The 21,217-nt window shown below is 41.9% G+C and carries 23 protein-coding genes and 1 tRNA gene; 17 read left to right on the forward strand and 7 right to left on the reverse strand.

Features of this window, described 5'->3' with window-relative positions:
* Positions 1–51: 51 nt before the first annotated feature.
* A complete protein-coding gene (locus CWC17_RS04870) occupies positions 52–1,251 on the reverse strand; it encodes an alpha/beta hydrolase-fold protein (protein WP_138612243.1) in 1,200 nt (399 codons plus the stop codon).
* Positions 1,252–1,612: 361 nt separating this feature from the next.
* On the opposite strand from CWC17_RS04870, the gene rpsF reads away from it, so the two are divergent.
* From rpsF to alr, 9 genes are all read left to right on the forward strand, one after another.
* Entirely contained in the window at positions 1,613–1,954 is a 342-nt protein-coding gene (gene rpsF / locus CWC17_RS04875) for a 30S ribosomal protein S6 (RefSeq protein ID WP_004588455.1), read from the forward strand.
* Between the two features lie 43 nt (positions 1,955–1,997).
* Positions 1,998–2,315, forward strand: a complete 318-nt coding sequence (gene priB / locus CWC17_RS04880) for a primosomal replication protein N (protein WP_004588456.1) — start codon at positions 1,998–2,000, stop codon at positions 2,313–2,315.
* A 12-nt stretch (positions 2,316–2,327) separates the two neighbouring features.
* Positions 2,328–2,555: a 30S ribosomal protein S18 gene (gene rpsR / locus CWC17_RS04885; protein ID WP_002962753.1), complete on the forward strand. Its 228-nt coding sequence runs from the start codon at positions 2,328–2,330 to the stop codon at positions 2,553–2,555.
* Between the two features lie 35 nt (positions 2,556–2,590).
* Positions 2,591–3,043, forward strand: coding sequence for a 50S ribosomal protein L9 (gene rplI / locus CWC17_RS04890; protein ID WP_004588457.1), 453 nt, complete (start codon positions 2,591–2,593; stop codon positions 3,041–3,043).
* A 210-nt stretch (positions 3,044–3,253) separates the two neighbouring features.
* Entirely contained in the window at positions 3,254–3,802 is a 549-nt protein-coding gene (locus CWC17_RS04895) for an RNA polymerase sigma factor (RefSeq protein ID WP_055018739.1), read from the forward strand.
* Positions 3,795–4,271: a hypothetical protein gene (locus CWC17_RS04900; RefSeq protein WP_138612244.1), complete on the forward strand. Its 477-nt coding sequence runs from the start codon at positions 3,795–3,797 to the stop codon at positions 4,269–4,271. Before CWC17_RS04895 ends, CWC17_RS04900 begins: the two co-directional genes overlap by 8 nt.
* A gap of 9 nt (positions 4,272–4,280) precedes the next feature.
* Positions 4,281–5,219 carry a DUF4097 family beta strand repeat-containing protein gene (locus CWC17_RS04905; protein WP_138612245.1) on the forward strand — a complete coding sequence of 313 codons (939 nt, stop codon included), beginning with the start codon at positions 4,281–4,283 and terminating at the stop codon, positions 5,217–5,219.
* Between the two features lie 113 nt (positions 5,220–5,332).
* Positions 5,333–6,712 carry a replicative DNA helicase gene (gene dnaB, locus CWC17_RS04910; protein ID WP_055015261.1) on the forward strand — a complete coding sequence of 460 codons (1,380 nt, stop codon included), beginning with the start codon at positions 5,333–5,335 and terminating at the stop codon, positions 6,710–6,712.
* The gene (gene alr / locus CWC17_RS04915) at positions 6,712–7,791 is read left to right on the forward strand and encodes an alanine racemase (RefSeq protein WP_138612246.1); all 1,080 of its coding nucleotides are present in this window, start codon (positions 6,712–6,714) and stop codon (positions 7,789–7,791) included. Before dnaB ends, alr begins: the two co-directional genes overlap by 1 nt.
* Before the next feature lie 14 nt (positions 7,792–7,805).
* Here the strand turns inward: alr and CWC17_RS04920 are convergent, their stop codons facing one another.
* The gene (locus tag CWC17_RS04920) at positions 7,806–8,045 is read right to left on the reverse strand and encodes a DUF2960 domain-containing protein (RefSeq protein ID WP_004588463.1); all 240 of its coding nucleotides are present in this window, start codon (positions 8,043–8,045) and stop codon (positions 7,806–7,808) included.
* Positions 8,046–8,143: 98 nt separating this feature from the next.
* On the opposite strand from CWC17_RS04920, the gene CWC17_RS04925 reads away from it, so the two are divergent.
* The 3 genes from CWC17_RS04925 to CWC17_RS04935 are packed head-to-tail and all read left to right on the forward strand — an operon-like array spanning position 8,144 to position 9,864.
* Positions 8,144–8,395 carry a hypothetical protein gene (locus CWC17_RS04925; protein WP_055015263.1) on the forward strand — a complete coding sequence of 84 codons (252 nt, stop codon included), beginning with the start codon at positions 8,144–8,146 and terminating at the stop codon, positions 8,393–8,395.
* A 41-nt stretch (positions 8,396–8,436) separates the two neighbouring features.
* A complete protein-coding gene (pnuC, locus tag CWC17_RS04930) occupies positions 8,437–9,054 on the forward strand; it encodes a nicotinamide riboside transporter PnuC (RefSeq protein WP_138542192.1) in 618 nt (205 codons plus the stop codon).
* A gap of 3 nt (positions 9,055–9,057) precedes the next feature.
* Positions 9,058–9,864: a phosphotransferase family protein gene (locus CWC17_RS04935; RefSeq protein WP_138612247.1), complete on the forward strand. Its 807-nt coding sequence runs from the start codon at positions 9,058–9,060 to the stop codon at positions 9,862–9,864.
* On the opposite strand, the gene CWC17_RS04940 is transcribed toward CWC17_RS04935, so the two are convergent.
* Positions 9,861–10,043 (reverse strand): hypothetical protein, encoded by a 183-nt coding sequence (locus tag CWC17_RS04940; protein WP_055015266.1) that lies wholly within the window; start codon positions 10,041–10,043, stop codon positions 9,861–9,863. The two genes, CWC17_RS04935 and CWC17_RS04940, sit on opposite strands and share 4 nt — an antisense overlap.
* Before the next feature lie 233 nt (positions 10,044–10,276).
* On the opposite strand from CWC17_RS04940, the gene CWC17_RS04945 reads away from it, so the two are divergent.
* Positions 10,277–10,351: transfer RNA gene (locus CWC17_RS04945), tRNA-Arg, on the forward strand.
* A 148-nt stretch (positions 10,352–10,499) separates the two neighbouring features.
* A complete protein-coding gene (locus CWC17_RS04950) occupies positions 10,500–11,726 on the forward strand; it encodes a cyclic di-GMP phosphodiesterase (protein ID WP_138612248.1) in 1,227 nt (408 codons plus the stop codon).
* On the opposite strand, the gene CWC17_RS04955 is transcribed toward CWC17_RS04950, so the two are convergent.
* Entirely contained in the window at positions 11,686–12,009 is a 324-nt protein-coding gene (locus CWC17_RS04955; RefSeq protein ID WP_138612249.1) for a hypothetical protein, read from the reverse strand. The genes CWC17_RS04950 and CWC17_RS04955 overlap by 41 nt on opposite strands.
* 281 nt (positions 12,010–12,290) lie before the next feature.
* Here CWC17_RS04955 and CWC17_RS04960 point away from each other — a divergent pair, with 281 nt between their 5' ends.
* Positions 12,291–13,592 carry an outer membrane protein transport protein gene (locus tag CWC17_RS04960; RefSeq protein WP_138612250.1) on the forward strand — a complete coding sequence of 434 codons (1,302 nt, stop codon included), beginning with the start codon at positions 12,291–12,293 and terminating at the stop codon, positions 13,590–13,592.
* Positions 13,593–13,702: 110 nt separating this feature from the next.
* Here CWC17_RS04960 and CWC17_RS04965 read toward each other — a convergent pair whose 3' ends face one another.
* The 3 genes from CWC17_RS04965 to pepA all read right to left on the reverse strand — a co-directional run bounded on the left by CWC17_RS04965 (position 13,703) and on the right by pepA (position 18,730).
* On the reverse strand, positions 13,703–16,555 hold the full coding sequence (locus CWC17_RS04965) for a valine--tRNA ligase (RefSeq protein ID WP_138612251.1): 2,853 nt from the start codon (positions 16,553–16,555) through the stop codon (positions 13,703–13,705).
* Between the two features lie 55 nt (positions 16,556–16,610).
* Complete coding sequence (locus tag CWC17_RS04970) at positions 16,611–17,057, reverse strand: DNA polymerase III subunit chi (protein WP_138612252.1); 447 nt, start codon at positions 17,055–17,057, stop codon at positions 16,611–16,613.
* 161 nt (positions 17,058–17,218) lie between these two features.
* On the reverse strand, positions 17,219–18,730 hold the full coding sequence (gene pepA / locus CWC17_RS04975; protein WP_138612253.1) for a leucyl aminopeptidase: 1,512 nt from the start codon (positions 18,728–18,730) through the stop codon (positions 17,219–17,221).
* A 308-nt stretch (positions 18,731–19,038) separates the two neighbouring features.
* Here pepA and lptF point away from each other — a divergent pair, with 308 nt between their 5' ends.
* Together lptF and lptG are read left to right on the forward strand one after the other, a co-directional pair.
* The gene (gene lptF, locus CWC17_RS04980) at positions 19,039–20,151 is read left to right on the forward strand and encodes an LPS export ABC transporter permease LptF (RefSeq protein ID WP_055015273.1); all 1,113 of its coding nucleotides are present in this window, start codon (positions 19,039–19,041) and stop codon (positions 20,149–20,151) included.
* Positions 20,148–21,215, forward strand: a complete 1,068-nt coding sequence (gene lptG / locus CWC17_RS04985) for an LPS export ABC transporter permease LptG (RefSeq protein WP_055015274.1) — start codon at positions 20,148–20,150, stop codon at positions 21,213–21,215. The genes lptF and lptG overlap by 4 nt, the downstream gene beginning before the upstream one ends.
* The last annotated feature ends 2 nt before the right edge of the window (positions 21,216–21,217 follow it).

Raw genomic sequence — 21,217 nt, forward strand, 5'->3', positions numbered from 1 at the left:
ATGAGTGTCGCTTGTATTTATCCTTAGTTAAAATGCTTAGCGTTAAATTAGTTATAAATTGGCTTGGGCTTCCTTCACCATATCTTGTAGTGCATCAATTAACAGTGGGTCTCGTGAGTTTTGTTTAGCAAGCTTTAGTGCGTGTTTCATGCTAGTAACAGCCTCTTTAAACTGTTTGTCAGCCGTGTAGCCTTGCGATAATCGCATGTGCGAGTAAGCCGCATTAGGGTAATCACGCGTAAAGTGTTTAAGCGTAGTTATCGCTTTTTTAGTGTTACCAAATTTTTGCTGGCGATGGGCAAATTCTACGTAGACATCTTGTGGAATTTTAAGCTTAAATCCGTACTTATCGCTCAATGCTTGGTAGTAACCGGTAATAAGTGATACATCGGCAAACTTTCCGTGCTCGTCAGTCACTTTAAATATTAGGTCGCTAAATAAATGAATTAGGCTATCACTTAGGGCTGGTAGTATGGTGCCCATATGAGTAAATGTTGGGTAATGCTTATATTCCCATTTTAGCTGCGTAGGCATTTGTTGTTCTAAATTTACTAACGTATTTAATACGCCGGTATAAAAACGTGCGCCCTCACTTGCTACACTAATAAATAACTCTTGAGCGCCTTTAGGGTATTTAGTGTATTTAATAATATTATTTTTTAACTCTTCATCACCCCACCAACCATTTGGGCTTATAGCAATGTAGTTGTTAAATAATTCAGGCTGATTAACTAAAGTATAAAGCGCTAATGTACCTGCGTTAGAGTGACCAATTAAGGTGTTGTAGCCGTTAGTTGAGTAATTGCTATTTATATAGGGCATGAGCTCGTCAGACACAAACTTTAAAAAATTGTCGGTTTGCCCAGCATCGGGCCATTTATTTTTTACAAAGGTTTGAAACTCAGTTTTTGGCTCACCTTGTACTTTAGGTAAGTAATCACGCACGCGGTTGGTTGTATCAATAGCAACAAGCATGGCATTAGGTATTTGCTCGTAATCAACAAGGGATTTAACTACACCAGAGGCGGTATGAAAGTGCTCAACACCATCAAGTAAATAAATAACATAAAGGGGCTGATCGTCTTTTACAGTCTTAGGTATAAAAATTCTGATTGGCCTGTCTTCGTTAAGTATTTTGGATTGTAAAATGACTTTTTTACCAACGATTATGTCGGTTTTAGCGGTGTTTGCGTAGCTTAAAAAAGAGGTACTAAAGGTAAGTGCAAACACGAGTGAGAGTAAGAGCTTCATAAATATCCTTATTAAATAATGTGTTGTTTAATAATTGCACGCCTTTAGGTTTGAGTAAATGTTTATATTTTAGGGGCAAATGGAGGGGGGAAGTAATTAAAAGCTGCGCTTTTTACGCAAGCAAGCTTTGCATCTACATACAAACCCAATGCACTTATCGTAATTCTGCTCTTTGATATAAAGCGGATACATATTAATATCATCCTGATAGCTGCTCTTATAAAAGCCTAAAAAACCTGCTTGCTTAATTATCCATCTAAGCGTAAAATGCGCGCTCATTTCGGCTTTTACACTATTAATTCCTTGCCTTAAACCGACCGGCCGAAACGGTAGAAGGCTCTATTAACCGTAAGGAATATCCATGCGTCATTACGAAATCGTATTCATGGTTCACCCTGATCAGAGTGAGCAAGTATCTGGTATGATCGAACGTTATACTGGTTCTATCACTGAAGCGGGTGGTACTATCCACCGTCTTGAAGACTGGGGCCGTCGTCAACTGGCTTACCCAATCAACAAGCTTCACAAAGCTCATTATGTTCTTATGAACGTTGAAGCACCTACTGAAGTAATCAGCGAGCTAGAAACTACTTTCCGCTACAACGATGCAGTGCTTCGTAACTTAGTTATGCGTACTAAAAATGCAGTAACTGAAGCGTCTCCTCTTGCAAGAGAAGAGAAGAAAGAAGCACCAGCTGCTTAATTGTTTTGAGTCCTAGCATGGCACGTAGTCAGCAGTTAGTGTAATGGTTAGCCCATATATGAATCAGCTGGTTATATCGGGGGTTGTTTGTAAAACACCCAAGTTTAGCCAAAGCCCTGCAGGCATACCGCATTGTATTTTTGTTGTAGAACATAAATCGATGCAAACCGAGGCAGATCTTAACCGTAATAGTTACGTTAGGCTTCAGGTTGTTGCCAGTGGTAAGCAAATGCAACAACAGACTCAACATTTGCACGTTGGGCAGGCATTGCAAGTGAGTGGTTTTTTAAATCGCCACGAAGGTCGTAACGGCCTTAGCCAATTGGTTTTGCATGCTCAGCATATAGAAAGAATTATTTGAGGAATTAATCTCATGGCACGTTATTTCAGACGTCGTAAGTTCTGCCGCTTTAAAGCGGAAGGCGTACAACAAATCGATTACAAAGATCTAGCTACTCTTAGAAACTATGTTACAGAAAGTGGCAAAATCGTACCTAGCCGTATTACAGGTACTAGCGCTAAATACCAGCGCCAGCTAGCAACTGCTATTAAGCGTGCTCGCTACTTAGCCCTTCTTCCATACACTGACTTACATAAGTAAGCAGCGGATTAACAGTTTTTAAAAGGTGTAGAAACATGCAAGTTATTCTACTAGATAAGATCGCTAACCTAGGTGGCCTAGGTGACCAGGTTGTTGTTAAATCTGGCTTCGCACGTAACTTCCTTTTCCCGCAAGGTAAGGCAGTTCCTGCAACTAAAGCAAACATTGAAACGTTTGATGCTCGTCGCGCAGACTTAGAAGCGAAAATCGCTGAACAGTTAACTGCAGCACAAGCACGCGCTGACAAACTAGAAGCATTAGCAGAAGTTACTTTAGTATCTAAAGCTGGTGACGAAGGTAAGCTATTCGGTTCAATCGGTACTCGTGACATCGCTGACGCTATCTCAGCTGTTGGTGTTGAAGTTGCTAAATCAGAAGTTCGTTTACCTCACGGTACTATCCGTGAAACTGGCGAATTCGACGTTGCAATCGCAGTACACTCAGACGTAACAGCTACTATTAAAGTAATCGTTATTGCTGAAGCTTAATTTTTAATTAAGCCCAAAAAGCCGTGCTTTTAGCGCGGCTTTTTTGTATATAAAACTCCTCTTTAATACCCATCTAATCCTTCTATATAAAATTATTAAACTATTTTTATTATTAGTTTAAACCTTTCTTGTCTGTCTTTGCGTCTTAGTAATCAATACACTCATTAATACACGTTTTTAAATAAAAATAATTAAAAGGCGACATCACGGATGTTACACACAAAACCCGAGCACACGCCCCTATGCGACCTTGCACTCATTGAGCGTGTTAAAGCGGGGGATCAAAATGCTTATAAAGCATTGTATGAGCTGCATATAAAGCGTGTTTACGGTTTATGTTTGCGCTTATTAGCTGATGAAGCGCACGCTGAAGATGCCGCTCAAGAAGTATTTGTGCAGGTGTGGCATAAAATAGCGCAGTTTGATGGACGCTCACAATTTTCTACTTGGTTATATAGCGTAGCGAGCAACATTGCCATTAGTTATGTGCGTAAGCACAAAAGCTGGTTAAACAAAGTAGTGAGCATAGAGCAAAGCGGTATGGATGAGCAAAGCGCCCAAAGCTGTAAAGGGTTAAACGGACTCGATAAATTAATAGTTCGTTTACCTGAGCGTGCCCGCATGGTGTTTGTTTTATATGCCATTGAAGGCTACCGCCACGAAGAAATAGCCAAGCAACTGGGTATGGCTGTAGGGTCGAGCAAGTCACAATATCATCGCGCAAGGCAGTTATTACAAGAGTGGTACGAACATGAGTAAACAAAATTTTGATGACTACTTAAACGAGTCTTTAAATAACTTAAATAAAGACATAGCGCCCAATAAAGCACTTTGGCAGGGCATTGAGCATGCCCTCGTTACAGCTAAGCCACGTGCTACTAAAGCGCCATTATGGCCTAAATTAAGCGCTATTGCTGCGTGCAGCGCTGCGGCGTTGCTAGCAATCAATATATTTATGAGCAATAACGAGCCAAGCCAAGTGGTTGCTATGAGCGATTACTTTAAAGCACAAAAGCAAAGTTTATTAGTGCAGTACAAAAACCAGGATGCGCTTACCAATAACTGGCAAGCACAGTTACAAGAGCTTGAAGAAGCAGAGCAAGCAATTAAACAGGCACTTGAAAACGAGCCACAAAATCAGGCGTTACTGACCATGTTGGCGCAAGTTTACCAGCAACAACTCGACTTAATTAACAAGGTGCATGCACCGCGTTGGCAGCAAATATAGGGGAATAACATGAAAGCAATTTTACTTGGGCTAAGCCTATTACCACTGAGCGTTTTAGCGGGCGAAAAAATAGATAAACAAATAGAGGTGCCAAATGGCGGCACTATTTTTATTGAAAACCAACGCGGCGATGTAAACATAACTGGCTGGGATAAAAACGAGTTTAAAGTCTCCGGCGAGCTTGATGACAAGGCCGAAGGGTTTGAGCTTAAAACGACAGGCGATAAAACCGAATTTATAGTAAAAATGCCACGTAATTTGGGGTGGGGTAATAATGGCGATGGCTCTAACTTAACGGTATTTATGCCAAAAAACAGTCATTTAGAGTTTGCTGGCGTAAATGTGTCGGTGACTGCACAAACCCTTGAAAAAGGCGCTGAGGTTGATGTTGTTAACGGTGAAATCACGGTAAATGACATTAGTGGCATTGTTAAATTAAGCACCGTAAATGGCGATGTAAACGCACAAAACTTAAACGGCAATATTCAATTTGAAACCGTAAACGGTGAAATAAACGATAAGCAATCAAGCGGAGAGCTGCGCTTTAGCGCCGTAAATGGTGATATTAAATCAAGCACAACCGCAAACGATGTGCGATTAGAAAACGTAAATGGCGATATCGATTTTACATTATCAAGCATTAAAAGCTTACGTATCAATACTGTAAACGGCGAAGCTGAAATACACATCAGTGAGCTGTTAAAAGGGGCTGATGTACGCTATGAGTCGGTAAGTGGCGATGCGGATTTTTACTTCCCGCAAAGCGTGTCGGCTCAGTTTGAGATTAAAGCGCACGCCAATGGTAAAATTATTAATAAAATTACCAGCGATAAAGTAATTAAGGCTAAATATGGCCCTGCAAGCGATTTAGAGTTTAGTGCTAATGGTGGTAGCGCAAGTGTTGAAATGGATACCATAAGCGGGCGCATTGAGCTGCGTACTAAATAACGCTTAATACCGTTAATGATTACAAAAAGCAGGAAAAGATTTCCTGCTTTGCTATTTGCACAGCCCCGCCAAGTCGATAGAATAGAGCCATTCAATTTTAGTACTGTGAAGTTATGGCCAAACCAGATAAGCAAGTCGATACCCTTAAAGTCCCTCCCCATTCAATAGAAGCTGAACAATCTGTTTTAGGTGGCTTAATGCTTGATAACCAAGCGTTTGACCGCGTAGCAGAGCTGGTTGTTGCGCAGGACTTTTATACCCGCACCCATAAGCTTATTTTTGAAGCCATGACCGCACTTGCTGAAGTGGGCGATCCGATAGATTTAATCACAATTTCAGAAAGCCTTGAAAAAAATAACCAACTGGCAGGTATTGGTGGTTTTGCGTATTTGGCAGAAATAGCTAAAAACACCCCAAGTGCTGCCAATATTGATGCGTACGCTAATATTGTGCGTGAGCGCGCGGTAGTGCGCGAAATGATTGGTGTAGCGAACGAAATAGCCGAAGCCGGTTTTAGCCCAGAAGGGCGCACCAGCCACGACTTATTAGACTTTGCCGAGAGTAAAGTATTTAAAATTGCTGAGCAACGTACAAAAAGTACAGAGGGCCCGCAAAGCATTCATAATATTCTTGAAAAAACCGTCGATAAAATCGAAGAGCTATACCAGTCGCCGCAAGACGGTGTAACCGGTGTTAGCACCGGGTATGCTGATTTAGATAAAATGACAGCAGGTATGCAACCTTCTGATTTAATTATTGTTGCAGCACGTCCTTCAATGGGTAAAACCACCTTTGCGATGAACCTTGCAGAGCACGCCGCAATGACGCAAGACAAGCCTGTGCTTATTTACTCACTAGAGATGCCCTCAGAACAAATTATGATGAGGATGCTTGCATCGCTTGGTCGTATTAACCAAACCAAGGTACGTACCGGCCAGTTAGATGATGACGACTGGGCACGCCTTTCATCAACCATGGGGTTGTTGATGGAAAAAGGCAAAATGTATGTTGATGACGCATCAGGATTAACACCTACCGATGTGCGTTCACGTGCAAGACGTATAGCGCGCGACCACGGTGGTATTAGTATGATTATGGTCGATTACCTGCAGTTAATGCGCGTACCTAGCCTATCAGATAACCGTACTTTAGAGATTGCCGAAATATCACGTTCATTAAAAGCGCTCGCAAAAGAATTACAGTGCCCGGTTATAGCACTTTCGCAGCTAAACCGTACCCTAGAGCAACGTGCCGATAAGCGCCCAATCAACTCAGATTTACGTGAGTCGGGCTCGATAGAGCAAGATGCCGATTTAATCATGTTTATATACCGTGATGAGGTATACAACGAAGACAGTACAGAAAAAGGCATCGCCGAAATTATCATAGGTAAACAGCGTAATGGCCCCATTGGTAAAGTACGTTTAACCTTCCAGGGGCAATTTTCTCGCTTTGATAATTACGCGGGGCCAGCAGTTGATGATGAATACTAATGCGCCTAGCCACAGCCGAAATTAACTTAACCGCCCTTGCGCACAACTTATCGCAGGTAAAACATTTTGCGCCAAATAGCAAAATAATGGCGGTATTGAAAGCCAATGCGTATGGGCATGGCTTAGTAAAAATTGCTCAGCACTTAAGTAGTGCTGATGCTTTTGCTGTTGCCCGAATTGACGAAGCCCTTGCACTGCGCGCCGGTGGTTTAACAAAGCCAATAGTACTGCTTGAGGGTTTTTTTAATAAAGCCGACTTGCCTATTTTACTCGCGAATAATTTTCAAACCATAATTCATGATGAAAACCAATTAGCGGCACTTGAAAACGCCAAGCTTGATGCGCCAATAACATGCTGGCTAAAAGTAAATACTGGTATGCACCGTTTAGGTATAGCTCCTGAGCAGTTTGAAGAATTTTATAGTCGCTTGCAGCGCACACCCAATGCTAAAAGCACCATTAATTTGATGACCCATTTTTCGTGTGCCGATGATACGCATAATACGAAAACGGCGCAGCAAATTAGCTTATTTGATTCGCTTGTAAAGGGCATAGACCAAGCGCATTGTTTATCAAACTCGGCCGGTATTATAGCTTGGCCAGCAGGGCATGGTGATTGGATACGCCCAGGACTTATGCTTTATGGGGTGTCGCCAATGGCAGACTGCATAGGGCAGCAGCACAATTTAAAGCCGGTCATGCGTTTAACCACAAAAGTGATTGCAGTGCGTGATGTTGCCGCACATGAGCGAGTAGGGTACGGAGGCCGTTGGCAAAGTGACAAACCAACCCAATTAGCCGTAGTGGCTATGGGTTATGGCGATGGCTATCCGCGTCATGCCAAAGAAGGCACACCGGTTATGATTGCAGGGCAGCGCTACGGTATTGTCGGCAGTGTGTCTATGGATATGATAAGCATTGATATAGGCGCAAACGAGCATAATGTTAAAGTAGGCGATAGCGTTACCATGTGGGGACCGGAGCTGCCAGTTGAAGAAATAGCCCACTGCGCTGATACTATCCCTTACGAATTACTATGTAATATTACACCGCGCGTAAGTTATGAGTATCAGCGGTAGTTAATAAGTGATATTTATTCTTTAATAAAGTAAATGTCACTAAAGCCCATACGGGCAAATTCTTGATCACGAAAGTTACGTACAGCGGAAGAGCCTTTTGAGGTCATTTCTATTTGGCGTACCATGTTTAAGTAGTTCGTTAAATCAATACCTTCGGCAGCGGCAATAGCCTGATACATGTCGTGGTATTTGTCTTTTGCGAAGTTAATTTCGCGCGGTTGGTTTTTAAATGTATAGGTTATTCTGCGTGCCATAATAAGCTCAGCTAATTGAGTGTGAGTGTAATTTTACACTGTATTGAACTGGCATTGAACGATTTGTTGAAATCAAATAATTAAAAGTAGAGTTTAAAATGAAATTATCAGTAGAGATCAGTAAATACCCACTTCATCAAGATTACATCCCGTTTATTAAAGGTTTTATTGACCGCTTAAACGAATACGACAACTTAAAAGTGATCACCAATACCCTTTCTACGCAAATTTTTGGCGATTACGATTTAGTAATGCAAGTGCTAAACACCGAGATTAAACGCTCGTACGAAGAGTTTGGTAAGGCTATTTTTGTATGTAAGTTTTTATCTGGCGATTTGTCTCCAGCGTAATCGCCTTTATTTAACGTGTATTAAAAACGGTAACCTCACACATGGATTTTTTAACACAAACCTTAAGTGGTTTTACAGCAATGTCGCATTGGGAATATATTGCGGTAGGGCTGTCTATTGCTTATTTATTACTGGCAATAAAAGAAAGCCTATGGTGCTGGCCTGCCGCTTTTTTTAGCACGCTTATTTACACCATAATGTACTGGAATGGCGCGCTGCTTATGGAGTCGCTACTCAATTTTTATTACATGTACATGGCTGTATTTGGCTGGATGGTATGGCGCAAAGGTAAAGAAGATAATATTAGTATTACCTCATGGTCTACACAACGCCACGCCATTCTGATAGCCGCTACAAGCTTAGCGGCCATTATTATTGGCTATGTAATGCAAAACTACACCCATGCCGATTTTGCCTACCTAGATAGCTTTACAACCTGTTTTGCGGTGGTAACCACGTATTTAGTTGCTAAAAAAGTGCTCGAAAACTGGCTGTATTGGATTGTTATTGATGCGGCCTCTATGTATTTGTATTACGAAAAAGGCTATTACCCAACGCTCGCGCTATTTATTTTTTACACTATTATGGCCGCGTGGGGATTTAAAACCTGGTACGAAGAGTACGAGCAAAGCCAAGCTAAGCCATTAGCGCAATTATAACGCATGCACCGTAATCCAAATATTGCCGCGTTGTGTAGTGAGTTTGTAGCACCTGAGCACGTGCTACAAACCACTAAATTAGTGAATGGCTTAAGTAACGACAATTACCTAATAAAAACCGCACAGCAAAACTACTTATTAAAATGCTACAAATCGCATTGGCCTAAAATAGGGCTACAAGCCCAAACTGCACTTAGCCAGCATAACGTTTGCCCTAAACCCATTTGGCTCGATAAGGCTAACAGGCGTGCTGCATTTCGCTATATTTGTGGTGATATTGCTACTAATAATTACAGTATTGACCTAGTTGAAAAATTGGCACGCGTTCATAGTTACCCTCTAGCTACGCAGCCAATGGATATTGCAAAAGAGCTTATGTATTACGCTAATAGCAACATATATCAACAGTACAGCCGCTTAATTGAGGATACGTTAAATGCCATTAGTGACATGCCCTACAACAGTGGCTTTTGTCATAACGACTTAGTTAAAGATAATCTAATAGTCAATTTAAGCGGCATGTATTTGATTGACTTTGAATATGCGCAAACTAACGACGTGTATTTTGACTTAGCGGCGCTTGCGGTTAGCTTAGAGTTAAATACGCACGCAGAGCAAGCCTTGCTTGAGCAATATAGCGCCCAGCAAGCAACCCCCAGTGATTTTTATAGCGCTTATGACAAGCTACGTCACTTTAAAGTGGTATTTTTGGTACTGTGTATAGGGTGGTATGAGCAGCGCGACATAAATAATAGGTCAAGCACATTACGCGCGCAGCTAAATAAATTATTGAGCGATATGCACGGTTAAAGGCCGCCAAAACGTGCAGCAAGCTCTTTGTATTTTGCTACCTCGTCAGCATCAAATTGCGGTTCACCGTTTTCATCTTCAGACTTGGCAATAAGTAAGCTCTCTCGAGCAAGACGTTTTACACGCTCGGTTTTTACACCTAAAAACTCAGCCACTTGCTCAGTCGACATTAAACTCATAATTACATCCTCTATATAATCCGTAAGCATCCATAGTATGTTGCTAAACGGTTACTATTTTTTATCGAATACCAATAAATAGCTTGTTTTTTGCAAGTTGTGAAGTGTTTTATCAAAAACAGTTTGATTTATAGGCATATAACTCAATGATGCTGGTATTTATTTAAAGATCTCTTTATTATTGCCAGTGCTAAAGCATTGATATCGCGAGTTAGTGTTTTAGCAACAAATGTGCTCTTGTGGTGAAATGGATATCACGTGGCCCTCCGGAGGCTAAGTTCTAGGTTCGATCCCTAGCAAGAGCGCCATTTGCTTTTTATCATTTTCCTGTTTACGCCTAATCAAATTTAGTAGTCCTTTATAGTTATATAGTATTATCCTTAACTCAAAAAGTAGACTTTTATGCTTAAATAGTGCTATTTAGTAGGCATATTTAATTGTAAAAACGCTTTTACCATGCTCATCGCGTTACCCATTTCAGAGCTTACCCCAGGTATGTTTGTTGACAGTGTTACCAAACAGCAGGAAGGGCTCAATAGTATAAAAATAAAAACCAGTGGTTTAGTGCGAAACCAAGCAATTATAAAGCGCTTAGTAACAGAAGGCGTTTTAGAGCTGCTTATCGACTTTACTAAAGGCGATGCAGCCGTACCTGATAAGTACAGACCCAAGGCTGCTGTAGTAAAAGAGCCCGTTACATCCAGCAGCAAAGCTAAGCCGCCAGCGGTAAAACCTGCAATTACCCTTGAGCAAGAATTTGCTAAAGCCAGCATTAACTTTGAACAGCATAATCGCAAGCTGCAAGCTTTGTATGGTGATGTAACCACAGGGTTATCGGTTAATTTAACGGTGATTGACGAAATGGCTAACGATATAGTCAGCTCGGTATTTAGAAATACTAGCGCAATGACCATTTTAACCCGCATAAAAGACAAACATAGTTACAATTGGCGCCACATGGTTAACTGCGCTATTTTCACCGCTGTGTTCGCTAAATATTTAGGGTACAAAGAAGAAGCCGTACAGCAGCTTGCTATGGGCGCGCTACTTCACGATTTAGGGCAGGCTAAACTCCCGCAGGGGATTATTTCTAGACCAAGTAAGCTCACTAGCAGTGAAATGGATATTATTAAACGTCATGTCGCCCAAGGTTTAGGCCTGGTCAAAGGTGAAAAGGGCATTACCCCTCTAATACTCGACATGATAGTTAACCACCATGAACGATTAGATGGCTCAGGCTATCCGCGTGGTATTACAGCTGAAAAGCTTAGTCGCCCAGCGCGCATTATGGCAATTGTTGATGTGTACGATGCGCTAACAGCCGACAGACCTCATCAGGAGGGAGATGAACCCATTAATGCGTTACGTTATTTGTTAGCGCATAAAGAGCTATTTGATGCAGAGCTTGTTCAACATTTTATAAAATGCTTAGGTGTACATCCGGTAGGTACTATAGTCAAATTAACCAATGAGCGTTTAGCCTTGGTACTTGAGGGTAATAAGCTAAACCCAATAAAGCCAAAGGTTAAACTATTTTATAATGCAAAGCATGGCCATCACGTCACCCCTAAAGATCTCGATTTAAGCGAGCCAGATCAAAGTATAAAAATTGTATCGAGCATTAAGCCCCATGATTATCAAATTAATTTGGCTCGTTTGTTAAAAGAGCATTTGTTGAATTAGCTTTTTTACAGCGTTTAAGTTTTTCGCTCTTAGCAGAAATGTAAGCGCCTAAAAAACAGCTCGCCATTAACGTAAGCCATAGTAATGTTCCTTGCTCTACATGCAGTGCAATACAGCAAAAAGCTAACGACACTAATGCATTTAGCATGGCCCCCAACCAGTAATGGTTTACGGGGTTATCGCATTGGCCGGCCTGTGTGCAAGCACAATAGTTTGCTTTATAAAAACAATACACACTGGCGCCACAAAAAATGAGCCCCGCAATAATAAGTAATATGATCACCTATTTGCTTCCTTTGTGATTTTATAACGAGTTTAAAATGCACGGAATTACAAGTCAATCTAAATGATAATTAATTACAATTAGAGTATAAGCTCTAATAACACATTTCTGCTCCGATGAGTTTTAAATAGTTGTTAAAATGTGGTTAAAAAACGTGTTTTTTGGAGTTTTTTGTCGCTTTGTTACAGTTTTTTATAAAAAATTAAGGTAGTGTAGCCAAGTTTAAAATCCTAATAACAACACATAGATACCCAAACGCCTGTTTGGTTAAGGACACAACAATGAAATTTTCTAAAACTCTAATCGCAGCTTCGCTTGCGTTAGTATCTGCAGATACATTTGCTGCTGCGTTTCAGTTAGCTGAGCAAAACGCATCAGGCCTTGGCCGTGCATACGCCGGTGAAGCATCTATCGCTGACGACGCCTCTGTTGTTGCTCGTAACCCCGCATTAATGACTTTATTTAAAGATAAGCAATTGAGTGTTGCAGCTATTGCTGTAATTCCAGATGTGAGTTTAGAAGGAACCGGTAACGGATATGGTTTCGATAATAGCGTATTAAATGATGACAGTATCGCTCCTAGTGCGATTATTCCGGCTGCTTATTTCACTATGCCTGTAAACGATAAAGTATCGGTTGGTTTTGGCGCGTTTTCTAACTTTGGCCTTGCGACCGAATTTGATGATGACTATGCTGCTGGTCAAATTGCTGGTGAAACAGAAATTGTCACAGTGAACATGAATGCAAGTGTTGCTTATAAAGTATCAGAGCAGTTTAGTTTTGGTATTGGTCTAAATGCAGTGTATGCAGAGGCTAAAATTATTCGTAAATTCGGTGAAGTACCACCAGTAAACCCTGCAATTGCGTCTATTCCTGCAAGTGCCGATGCTGTTAACCTTGAAGGCGATGATATGGGTTATGGCTTAAACATTGGCTTAATGTATCAGTTAGATGAAAACAGCCGTTTTGGTTTTAACTACCGTAGCGAAACAGACATTACGTTTGAAGGTGAATACTCTAATGAGCTACCTACATTCATTGATGGTGGGTTGGACGGACAAATTGAGCTACCAGGCTCAGTTGAGATTACATTACCTGCAATTGCTGAATTTTCTGGTTCTCACCAGCTAGATGAAAAACTAGGCTTACACTACAGTGTACTATGGACCGGTTGGAGCAGCTTTGATTCGTTAGAGGCGCAAGTAACGAGTCCAACGGGTGATAAGTTTAGCGCATTTGAAAAAACGGAAGATTTTTCTGACGCACTTCGCTACTCGATAGGTGCTGATTACCAATATAGCGAAAACCTGTTATTGCGTGCTGGTTTTGCCTTTGATGAGTCGCCTGTATCACAGAAGCATCTATCAATTTCTATCCCTGATACAGACCGTTTTTGGTTCTCTTTTGGTGGTAATTACGCGATTGATAAAAACTCGAATGTTGATTTAGGTGTGAGCGTATTACGTGGTAAAACACAAACTTTCACTGAAACAGTAGAAAGTGACACTTTACCTCAGCAATGGTCTTTTGAATCTAAAGGTCACGCTGTACTAGTTGGCGCTCAGTACAACTACAAGTTTTAATGTAGAAGTGCTTTGTAGTTAAACACAAGGCACAAAAAAGCCGCTCACTTTAACAGTGAGCGGCTTTTTTAATGCCTATTAAATGATGTTAATAGGCATTTTATGAAAGTTTATAAGCTCTCTATTTTAGTTTTTTGCTCAAGTAGCTTGGTTTTAGCATCAGTGAACTCAGCTAATTTAGCATTTTCTTTTGCAAGTACGGCTTCAGGTGCGTTGTTAACAAACTTTTCGTTAGCTAGTTTGTTTTGCACTTGCGCTAGGCCTTTTTCTGCTTTTTCGAGTTGCTTGTTAATACGAGCAAGCTCGGCTTCAACATCGATTAAGCCCGCCATAGGGATCATAATTTCAAGGTTGCCAACATATGATGTTGCACACGCGGGTGCATCGTCTTTGTTTTCAAGCAGGGTGAACGATTCAAGTTTAGCAAGCGAGGCAATAAATGACTCGTTCTCGTTAATACGGCGCACATCATCGCTTGATGCGTTAGCCAGTAACACGTTAAGTGGCTTACTTGGGCTAATGTCCATCTCACCACGAATAACACGAATTGCTAAAATAAACTGTTTAACCCACTCTAAGTCGTCCATAGCTTGGGCATCAACGTTTGCCTCATTATAAACAGGGAAGCCTTGTACCATGATGCTGGTGCCTGCTGTTTCAAGCCCTGCAAGTGGTGCAACGCGCTGCCAAATAGTTTCGGTAATGTATGGCATCATTGGGTGCATTAAGCGCAGTAAGCTTTCAAGCACGGTTATTAGCGTGTTACGAGTACCGCGTTGCTGTGCTTCATTACCTTTAAATAATACCGGCTTAGTGAGCTCTAAATACCAATCACAGAACTGGTTCCAAGTGAATTCGTAAAGCGTGTTAGCGGCTAAATCAAAGCGGTAGTTATCAAGGTGCTCAGTGTAGGTTTTAACCGTTGATTCAAATTGGCCTAAGATCCAACGATCGGCTAACGAAAGCTCTTTTTCGGCATCGTTGAAGCCACAATCTTGCTCTTCTGTGTTCATTAATACGTAACGGCTTGCGTTCCATAGTTTATTACAGAAGTTACGGTAACCTTCTAGACGGTTCATATCCCAGTTGATATCACGACCGGTTGATGCCATTGCCGCAAGGGTAAAGCGAAGCGCATCGGTACCGTGTGCTTCAATACCATTTGCAAATACTTTGCGCGTGTCTTTTTCAATTTTAGCGGCAAGTTTAGGCTGCATCATGTTGCCAGTACGTTTTTGTACTAAATCTTCAAGCTCAATGCCGTCAATCATGTCCAGTGGGTCAAGTACGTTACCTTTAGATTTCGACATTTTATCGCCGTTGTCGTCACGTATAAGGCCCGTTACATACACTGTTTTAAACGGTACTTGCGGCTTACCATTTTCGTCTTTTATAAAGTGCAGCGTCATCATGATCATACGCGCAACCCAGAAGAAAATAATATCAAAACCCGTTACTAACACGTCAGACGGGTGGAAGGTTTTTAAATCATCCGTGTTCTCTGGCCAACCTTGCGTTGAGAACGTCCACAGCGCAGATGAGAACCAAGTATCAAGTACATCTTCGTCTTGGCTTAGCGCAACATCATCGGCAATGTTGTTTTCACGGCGAACTTCTGCTTCATCGCGGCCAACGTAAACGTTGCCTTCGCTGTCGTACCAAGCCGGGATACGGTGACCCCACCAAAGCTGACGTGAAATACACCAATCTTGTACGTCGTTCATCCACGAGAAGTACATGTTCTCGTACTGTTTAGGTACAAATTGAATATCGCCGTTTTTAACTGCATCTTTAGCAGGTTCTGCAAGTGGCGCAACACGTACATACCATTGATCGGTAAGTAGTGGCTCAATAACCACACCAGAGCGGTCGCCGTATGGAACGGTTAGGCCATGATCTTCAATTTTTTCAAGTAGGCCAAGTTCTTCAAATTCAGCAACAATGGCTTTACGTGCGTCAAAGCGGTCTAGACCGTGTAAGCGCTCAGGAATTGGTGCATCAAATTCAAGCTCTTTACCGTCAAAGGTGTATGTTTCACCTTGGCTAAGAATGGCAGCGTTTTTATCGAAAATATTGATCATTGGCATTTTATGACGCTTGCCAACTTCGTTATCGTTAAAGTCGTGTGCAGGGGTGATTTTTACACAACCCGTGCCTTTGTCTTTATCAGCGTGCTCATCTGCAACAATGGTGATACGACGATTTACGATAGGCAGTAAAATCTCTTTACCAATTAAATCTTGGTAGCGCTCGTCATCTGGATTAACCGCAACACCTGAGTCACCTAACATGGTTTCTGGGCGAGTTGTTGCTACGACAATATAATCTTTGCCGTCTTGTGTTTTAACGCCATCGGCAAGTGGGTAGCGCAGGTTCCACATGTGGCCTTGTTTGTCTTTGTTTTCAACTTCAAGGTCTGAGATAGCCGTGTGTAATTTTGGATCCCAGTTTACTAGGCGCTTACCGCGGTAAATTAGGTTTTCTTTGTGAAGACGAACAAAGACTTCTTTAACTGCTTCTGATAAGCCATCGTCCATCGTAAAGCGTTCACGGTCCCAATCAACCGATGCGCCAAGACGACGAAGCTGTTTAGTGATAGTACCGCCAGATTCGTTTTTCCATTCCCAAATTTTATTAATAAAATCTTCGCGGCCTAAATCGTGACGTGTTTTACCTTCTTCAGCGTGTAGTTTACGCTCAACCAACATTTGCGTTGCAATACCCGCGTGGTCAGTACCTACTTGCCATAATGTGTTGTTACCTTGCATACGCTTAAAACGCGTAAGGGTATCCATTATTGTATCTTGGAAGGCGTGGCCCATGTGCAAGCTACCGGTGACATTTGGCGGCGGGATCATAATTGAATACGGTACGCCTTGGCCAGATGGCTTAAAGTAGCCTTTTTGTTCCCAGTCTTGGTATAGCGACTGTTCAATATCTTGCGGATTGTAGGTTTTATCCATTACACAGAACCTTAAATAAGTACTTAAATTAGTTGGTTAGCTTTATCCTAAACGGCTAGCTATTAATCTCTTGCGTGCTGATATTGGCACCAAGTTGGCGCAGCTTTTTAAAGCGCTCACGAGCGGCTTGTTTAGCTACAGACTCTACTGGTACAAAATCAAAAACTTGGCTAAAGCGCCTAATAAAATCAGGCAGGTTATTAGCTAAGTTAATTAAAACGTTACGTTTGCCAACAGGAGGCGTGGTGCCTATTTCTACAGGCGCGCCGGCTTTTGGGCCTTCGCCTTGTAGGTTGTGAGGCACAAAACTGTCGGGATCAAATGCCCAAAGGGTTTCGTCAATGGCATAGGCAGTGTGTTCGTTATCAACAAAAATAAACACGCGGTTTCCCGAACGATACTGCTCTGCGGCAATTTGAGCTGCTAAAGCAAAATGATCATCAGGCTTAGCTTTTGATTCATCCTCTTGCTTTAGAACGAAAAATTGAGCATTCATGTTCATTGTATCGGGGTTTCCCATGACATTGAATGTGCACATAGTTGATACACATAAATTAAGAGGCAGATTTTGCCATATAACCAGGTTTGCTTCAATTAATACGCTAATAAATACAGCAATAAAAAAGGCGCCAAATGGCGCCTTAATATAAGCTTTGTAGGTTATTAATCGTGTGCAGCTTCGCTTACTCCAGCTCGGTTTAATAAATACTGAGTAAGCATAGGAACAGGACGCCCAGTTGCGCCTTTTTTAGCACCACTGCGCCACGCTGTACCGGCGACATCTAAATGTGCCCAGTTATACTTTTTAGTAAACTTAGATAAGAAACACGCTGCGGTAATAGTACCTGCAGAGCGCCCGCCTAAGTTTGTAAAATCGGCAAATGGGCTATCAAGTTGATCTTGATAGTCATCCCACAGTGGTAACTGCCATGCGCGGTCGCCACTTTGCTCAGACGCTTTTAATAAATCATGCGCCAGTGGGTTGTGATTTGAAAGTAAACCCGTAGCGTGTGCGCCAAGGGCAACAATACACGCACCAGTGAGTGTTGCTACGTCAATGACTGTATCTGGGTCAAAACGCTCAACATAAGTGAGTGCATCACATAATACTAATCGGCCTTCAGCATCAGTATTAAGCACTTCAACTGTTTGTCCCGACATGGTTGTTAAAATATCACCAGGGCGATACGCATTAGAGCTTGGCATGTTTTCACAGCCAGCTAACACGCCAATTACGTTAATAGGCAGCTGCATTTGTGCCAGTGCACGCATAGCACCAATAACACCAGCTGCACCGCCCATGTCGTATTTCATTTCATCCATGGCTTCGCCTGGCTTAATTGAAATACCGCCCGAGTCAAACGTTAAACCTTTACCTACTAGCACAATAGGCGCTTGCTCATCGCTTGCACCTTTGTAGTTAATAACCGACATAACCGATTCGTTATCACTGCCGCGACCAACTGCTAAGTACGAGTTCATACCTAGCTCGGCCATTTTTTCTTCGCCAATAATATCAACGGTGATGTTGTCAAAATTGTTAGCCAGCTCTTGTGCTTGTTCGCCTAAGTAAGCGGGATTACAAATATTGGGTGGCATGTTGGCTACGTCTTTACATAGCTTACTACCTGCGGCAATGGCTAAACCATGCTCAATAGCGCTTTCACCAATGGTCAGCTCGCGACGCGTGGGTACGTTAAACACAATTTTACGAAGTGGACGACGCGGGTCTACTTTTTTACTTTTTAGCTGGTTAAATGTGTATAAACAATCTTGTGTTGTTTCTACCGCTTGGCGAACCTTCCAGTAGGTATCACGTCCTTTAACATGTTGCTCTGTTAAAAAGCACACCGCTTCCATTGAGCCGGTTTCGTTTAAGGTATTAATTGTTTTAGAAATTATTTGCTTATATTGCTTATCATCAAGCTCGCGCTCTTTACCACAGCCAACAAGCAATACGCGCTCGCTTAAAACGTTAGGTACATGATGCAATAATAAAACTTGCCCCGGCTTACCTTCTAAATCGCCACGGCGTAGTAAATTTGAGATATAACCATCGCTGATTTTATCGAGTTGTTCACCAATGGGGGATAACCTACGTGGTTCGTAAACACCAACGACAATACACGCGCTGCGCTGTTTTTCTGGGCTACCACTTTTTACGTTAAATTCCATTGTTACTCCTGGTTGTGAGTCATATACGTTATTAATAGGGGCTAAAAAAATAAAATCTAGTCTTAGCTACGTAACTTATGTAGGGATAATCTTAATTTTAGCTGATTTTTTCTGACTCTTACTGTGTAATTGAACTTTATATGTTTAAGGGCTACTAATGCAACAATATATCGTGCACTTAGGTAGGATAATTAATTTTGTTAGCTTATAATAACGACTTATTTACCAGATAAAACTGGGTAAAATAGCTACTTTATTATCAAATTATCACTATTGTAGTGAAATTCTATGTTTAACAGGGGCGAGCATTGCTTATTTTTCGTTATTTGACCGCTGAGGTTTTAAAATCGCAGGTCGCCGTATTTTTAACTTTAATGACCATTTTTGTGTCACAAAAGTTTGTGGTTATTTTAGGTGATGCCTCAGAAGGGAGCATTCCTGCCAAATTAGTATTATCGATGATTGCGCTTAAATTGCCGCAACTAGCCTCGCTGATCCTGCCATTAAGTATATTTTTGGGCATAATTTTAGCCTACAGCCGCATTTACGCCGACAGCGAAATGACTGTGCTCAAAGCGTGTGGGGTGAGCGAATGGTACGTGGTTCGCGTCACTTTAATTTCGAGCGTGGGTTTGGCTATATTAGCAGCCTCACTGACCATGTACCTTGCTCCATGGGCCAGCGAGCAAGAGTACCAATTAAAAGAACAAGCTAAGGCCGATGCGGGTTTATCAGCCTTAAGAGCGGGGCGGTTTCAACAAACCGGTAACGAAAAAGCCGTGGTGTTTATTCATAACATTGAAAACGGCGGTAAAGAACTTAACAAAGTATTTGTAGCGCAGCTGCCCGATACCGAAAAAGATGACTTAGCGCGTTTAGTTTACGCCGAGCAAGGTGTGGTGGTAGAGGCTGTAAACGGCGAGCAGCAATTAGTGCTAACTGATGGTAAACGCTACGAAACCGATGGCCAAACACCGGCCCTTAATTTAACGCAGTTTGATGGCTACAGCGTACAAATACGCGAGCAAGAAATAGAGCACCAGCGCCGTAAATTAGAAGCGATACCTACTAATCAGTTATTACCACTTAACACCTCTGAGTCGATTGCTCAGTGGCAGTGGCGTATTGCCATACCGCTTTCTATTCCGTTACTCACCTTAATAGCAGTACCGTTAAGTGTGGTTAATCCGCGCCAAGGTAAGTTTGCTAAATTAGTGCCAGCCATTAGCTTGTACTTAGGTTATTTTATCTTACTCAATGCTGCAAAATTTGCTGTAGAAGATGGCAAAATACCGCCTTCAATCGGCTTGTGGTGGATTCACTTAAGTGCTTTGTTTATAGGCAGTTTATTAATTATAAAAGGTCGCCCACTAGGGGCCTGGCTTAAAGCCGTTGTAACAAAACGGGAGTTAAGCGCATGATGAAAACACTCGATTGGTACTTAGGCCGCAGCATTTTACAAACCACTGGATTTGCTTTGTTGGTGCTAGTAGGGATTAGTACATTAATTAAATTTATTGATCAGCTAAAGTCGGTAGGTCGTGGCAGTTACGATTTAATGACCGCTACTTTATATACTTTTTACAGTATGCCAGGCGACTTAGTTATATTTTTCCCGATGGCTGCGCTTATTGGTGGCCTAACTGGGCTCGGTGCACTGGCTTCAAATAGTGAGTTAGTGGTTATGCAAGCTGCGGGTATGTCGCGCTTACAAATTATAGGCTCGGTAATGAAAACCGCCGTGTTTATGGCAGTATGCATGATGGCCCTTGGTGAGTGGGGTGCACCCGAGGCGCAACAACACGCCAAAGAAATGCGTAATCAGGCAATACATGGTGGCGACGTGTTTAATGCACAAAAAGGCGTATGGGCTAAAGATGGCAATAACTTTATTAATATTGAAGATGTAGATCAAAGTGGCCGCTTAAACGGTGTACATATGTATCACTTTGACAAGTCACTCGATTTAACTCAAATCACTAAAGCTAAAGTTGCTATTGGCCGTGACGAAGGTTGGCTATTACGCGATGTAAATAAGGTTCATATTAGTGATGAGCAAATAAGCAGTGAGCACATAGATGAAGAGTTTTACCCATCGCAATTAACGGGCGAAAAGCTTGGGGTGGTATCGGTGAAACCTGAGTCGCTTTCGTTTACAGGGCTTTGGTCATATTTAGGGTACTTACAGCAAAATGAGCAAGATACCAGCACCTATGAGTTGGCTTTGTGGCGTAAGCTAATGCAGCCAGTCTCTGTTGCCGTTATGCTACTAGTTGCACTGTCGTTTATATTTGGCCCTTTACGTACCGTAACTATGGGCGCGCGCATCATTATGGGTGTAGTAACAGGGATTGTATTTCACTTAACAAATGAGATATTTGGTCCAGTCGTAATGGTTTATCAAATACCCGCAATTATAGGCGCGGTATTGCCAAGTGTACTGTTTATAGGCTTTGCTACATATTTAATGAATAAACGGGTATAGCC

The organism is Pseudoalteromonas sp. S3785 (genome assembly GCF_005887365.1).
Taxonomy (GTDB): domain Bacteria; phylum Pseudomonadota; class Gammaproteobacteria; order Enterobacterales; family Alteromonadaceae; genus Pseudoalteromonas.

Coding starts and splice junctions, on each gene's coding strand:
- CWC17_RS04920 (WP_004588463.1), bottom strand. CDS start 8,045: ATGGCACGCAGAATAACCTATACATTTAAAAACCAACCGCGCGAAATT.
- CWC17_RS04900 (WP_138612244.1), top strand. CDS start 3,795: ATGAGTAAACAAAATTTTGATGACTACTTAAACGAGTCTTTAAATAAC.
- pnuC (WP_138542192.1), top strand. CDS start 8,437: ATGGATTTTTTAACACAAACCTTAAGTGGTTTTACAGCAATGTCGCAT.
- dnaB (WP_055015261.1), top strand. CDS start 5,333: ATGGCCAAACCAGATAAGCAAGTCGATACCCTTAAAGTCCCTCCCCAT.
- CWC17_RS04895 (WP_055018739.1), top strand. CDS start 3,254: ATGTTACACACAAAACCCGAGCACACGCCCCTATGCGACCTTGCACTC.
- CWC17_RS04935 (WP_138612247.1), top strand. CDS start 9,058: ATGCACCGTAATCCAAATATTGCCGCGTTGTGTAGTGAGTTTGTAGCA.
- pepA (WP_138612253.1), bottom strand. CDS start 18,730: ATGGAATTTAACGTAAAAAGTGGTAGCCCAGAAAAACAGCGCAGCGCG.
- CWC17_RS04965 (WP_138612251.1), bottom strand. CDS start 16,555: ATGGATAAAACCTACAATCCGCAAGATATTGAACAGTCGCTATACCAA.
- rpsF (WP_004588455.1), top strand. CDS start 1,613: ATGCGTCATTACGAAATCGTATTCATGGTTCACCCTGATCAGAGTGAG.
- priB (WP_004588456.1), top strand. CDS start 1,998: ATGGTTAGCCCATATATGAATCAGCTGGTTATATCGGGGGTTGTTTGT.
- CWC17_RS04870 (WP_138612243.1), bottom strand. CDS start 1,251: ATGAAGCTCTTACTCTCACTCGTGTTTGCACTTACCTTTAGTACCTCT.
- CWC17_RS04950 (WP_138612248.1), top strand. CDS start 10,500: ATGCTCATCGCGTTACCCATTTCAGAGCTTACCCCAGGTATGTTTGTT.
- CWC17_RS04940 (WP_055015266.1), bottom strand. CDS start 10,043: ATGAGTTTAATGTCGACTGAGCAAGTGGCTGAGTTTTTAGGTGTAAAA.
- CWC17_RS04905 (WP_138612245.1), top strand. CDS start 4,281: ATGAAAGCAATTTTACTTGGGCTAAGCCTATTACCACTGAGCGTTTTA.
- rpsR (WP_002962753.1), top strand. CDS start 2,328: ATGGCACGTTATTTCAGACGTCGTAAGTTCTGCCGCTTTAAAGCGGAA.
- CWC17_RS04970 (WP_138612252.1), bottom strand. CDS start 17,057: ATGAACATGAATGCTCAATTTTTCGTTCTAAAGCAAGAGGATGAATCA.
- alr (WP_138612246.1), top strand. CDS start 6,712: ATGCGCCTAGCCACAGCCGAAATTAACTTAACCGCCCTTGCGCACAAC.
- CWC17_RS04925 (WP_055015263.1), top strand. CDS start 8,144: ATGAAATTATCAGTAGAGATCAGTAAATACCCACTTCATCAAGATTAC.
- rplI (WP_004588457.1), top strand. CDS start 2,591: ATGCAAGTTATTCTACTAGATAAGATCGCTAACCTAGGTGGCCTAGGT.
- lptG (WP_055015274.1), top strand. CDS start 20,148: ATGATGAAAACACTCGATTGGTACTTAGGCCGCAGCATTTTACAAACC.
- CWC17_RS04960 (WP_138612250.1), top strand. CDS start 12,291: ATGAAATTTTCTAAAACTCTAATCGCAGCTTCGCTTGCGTTAGTATCT.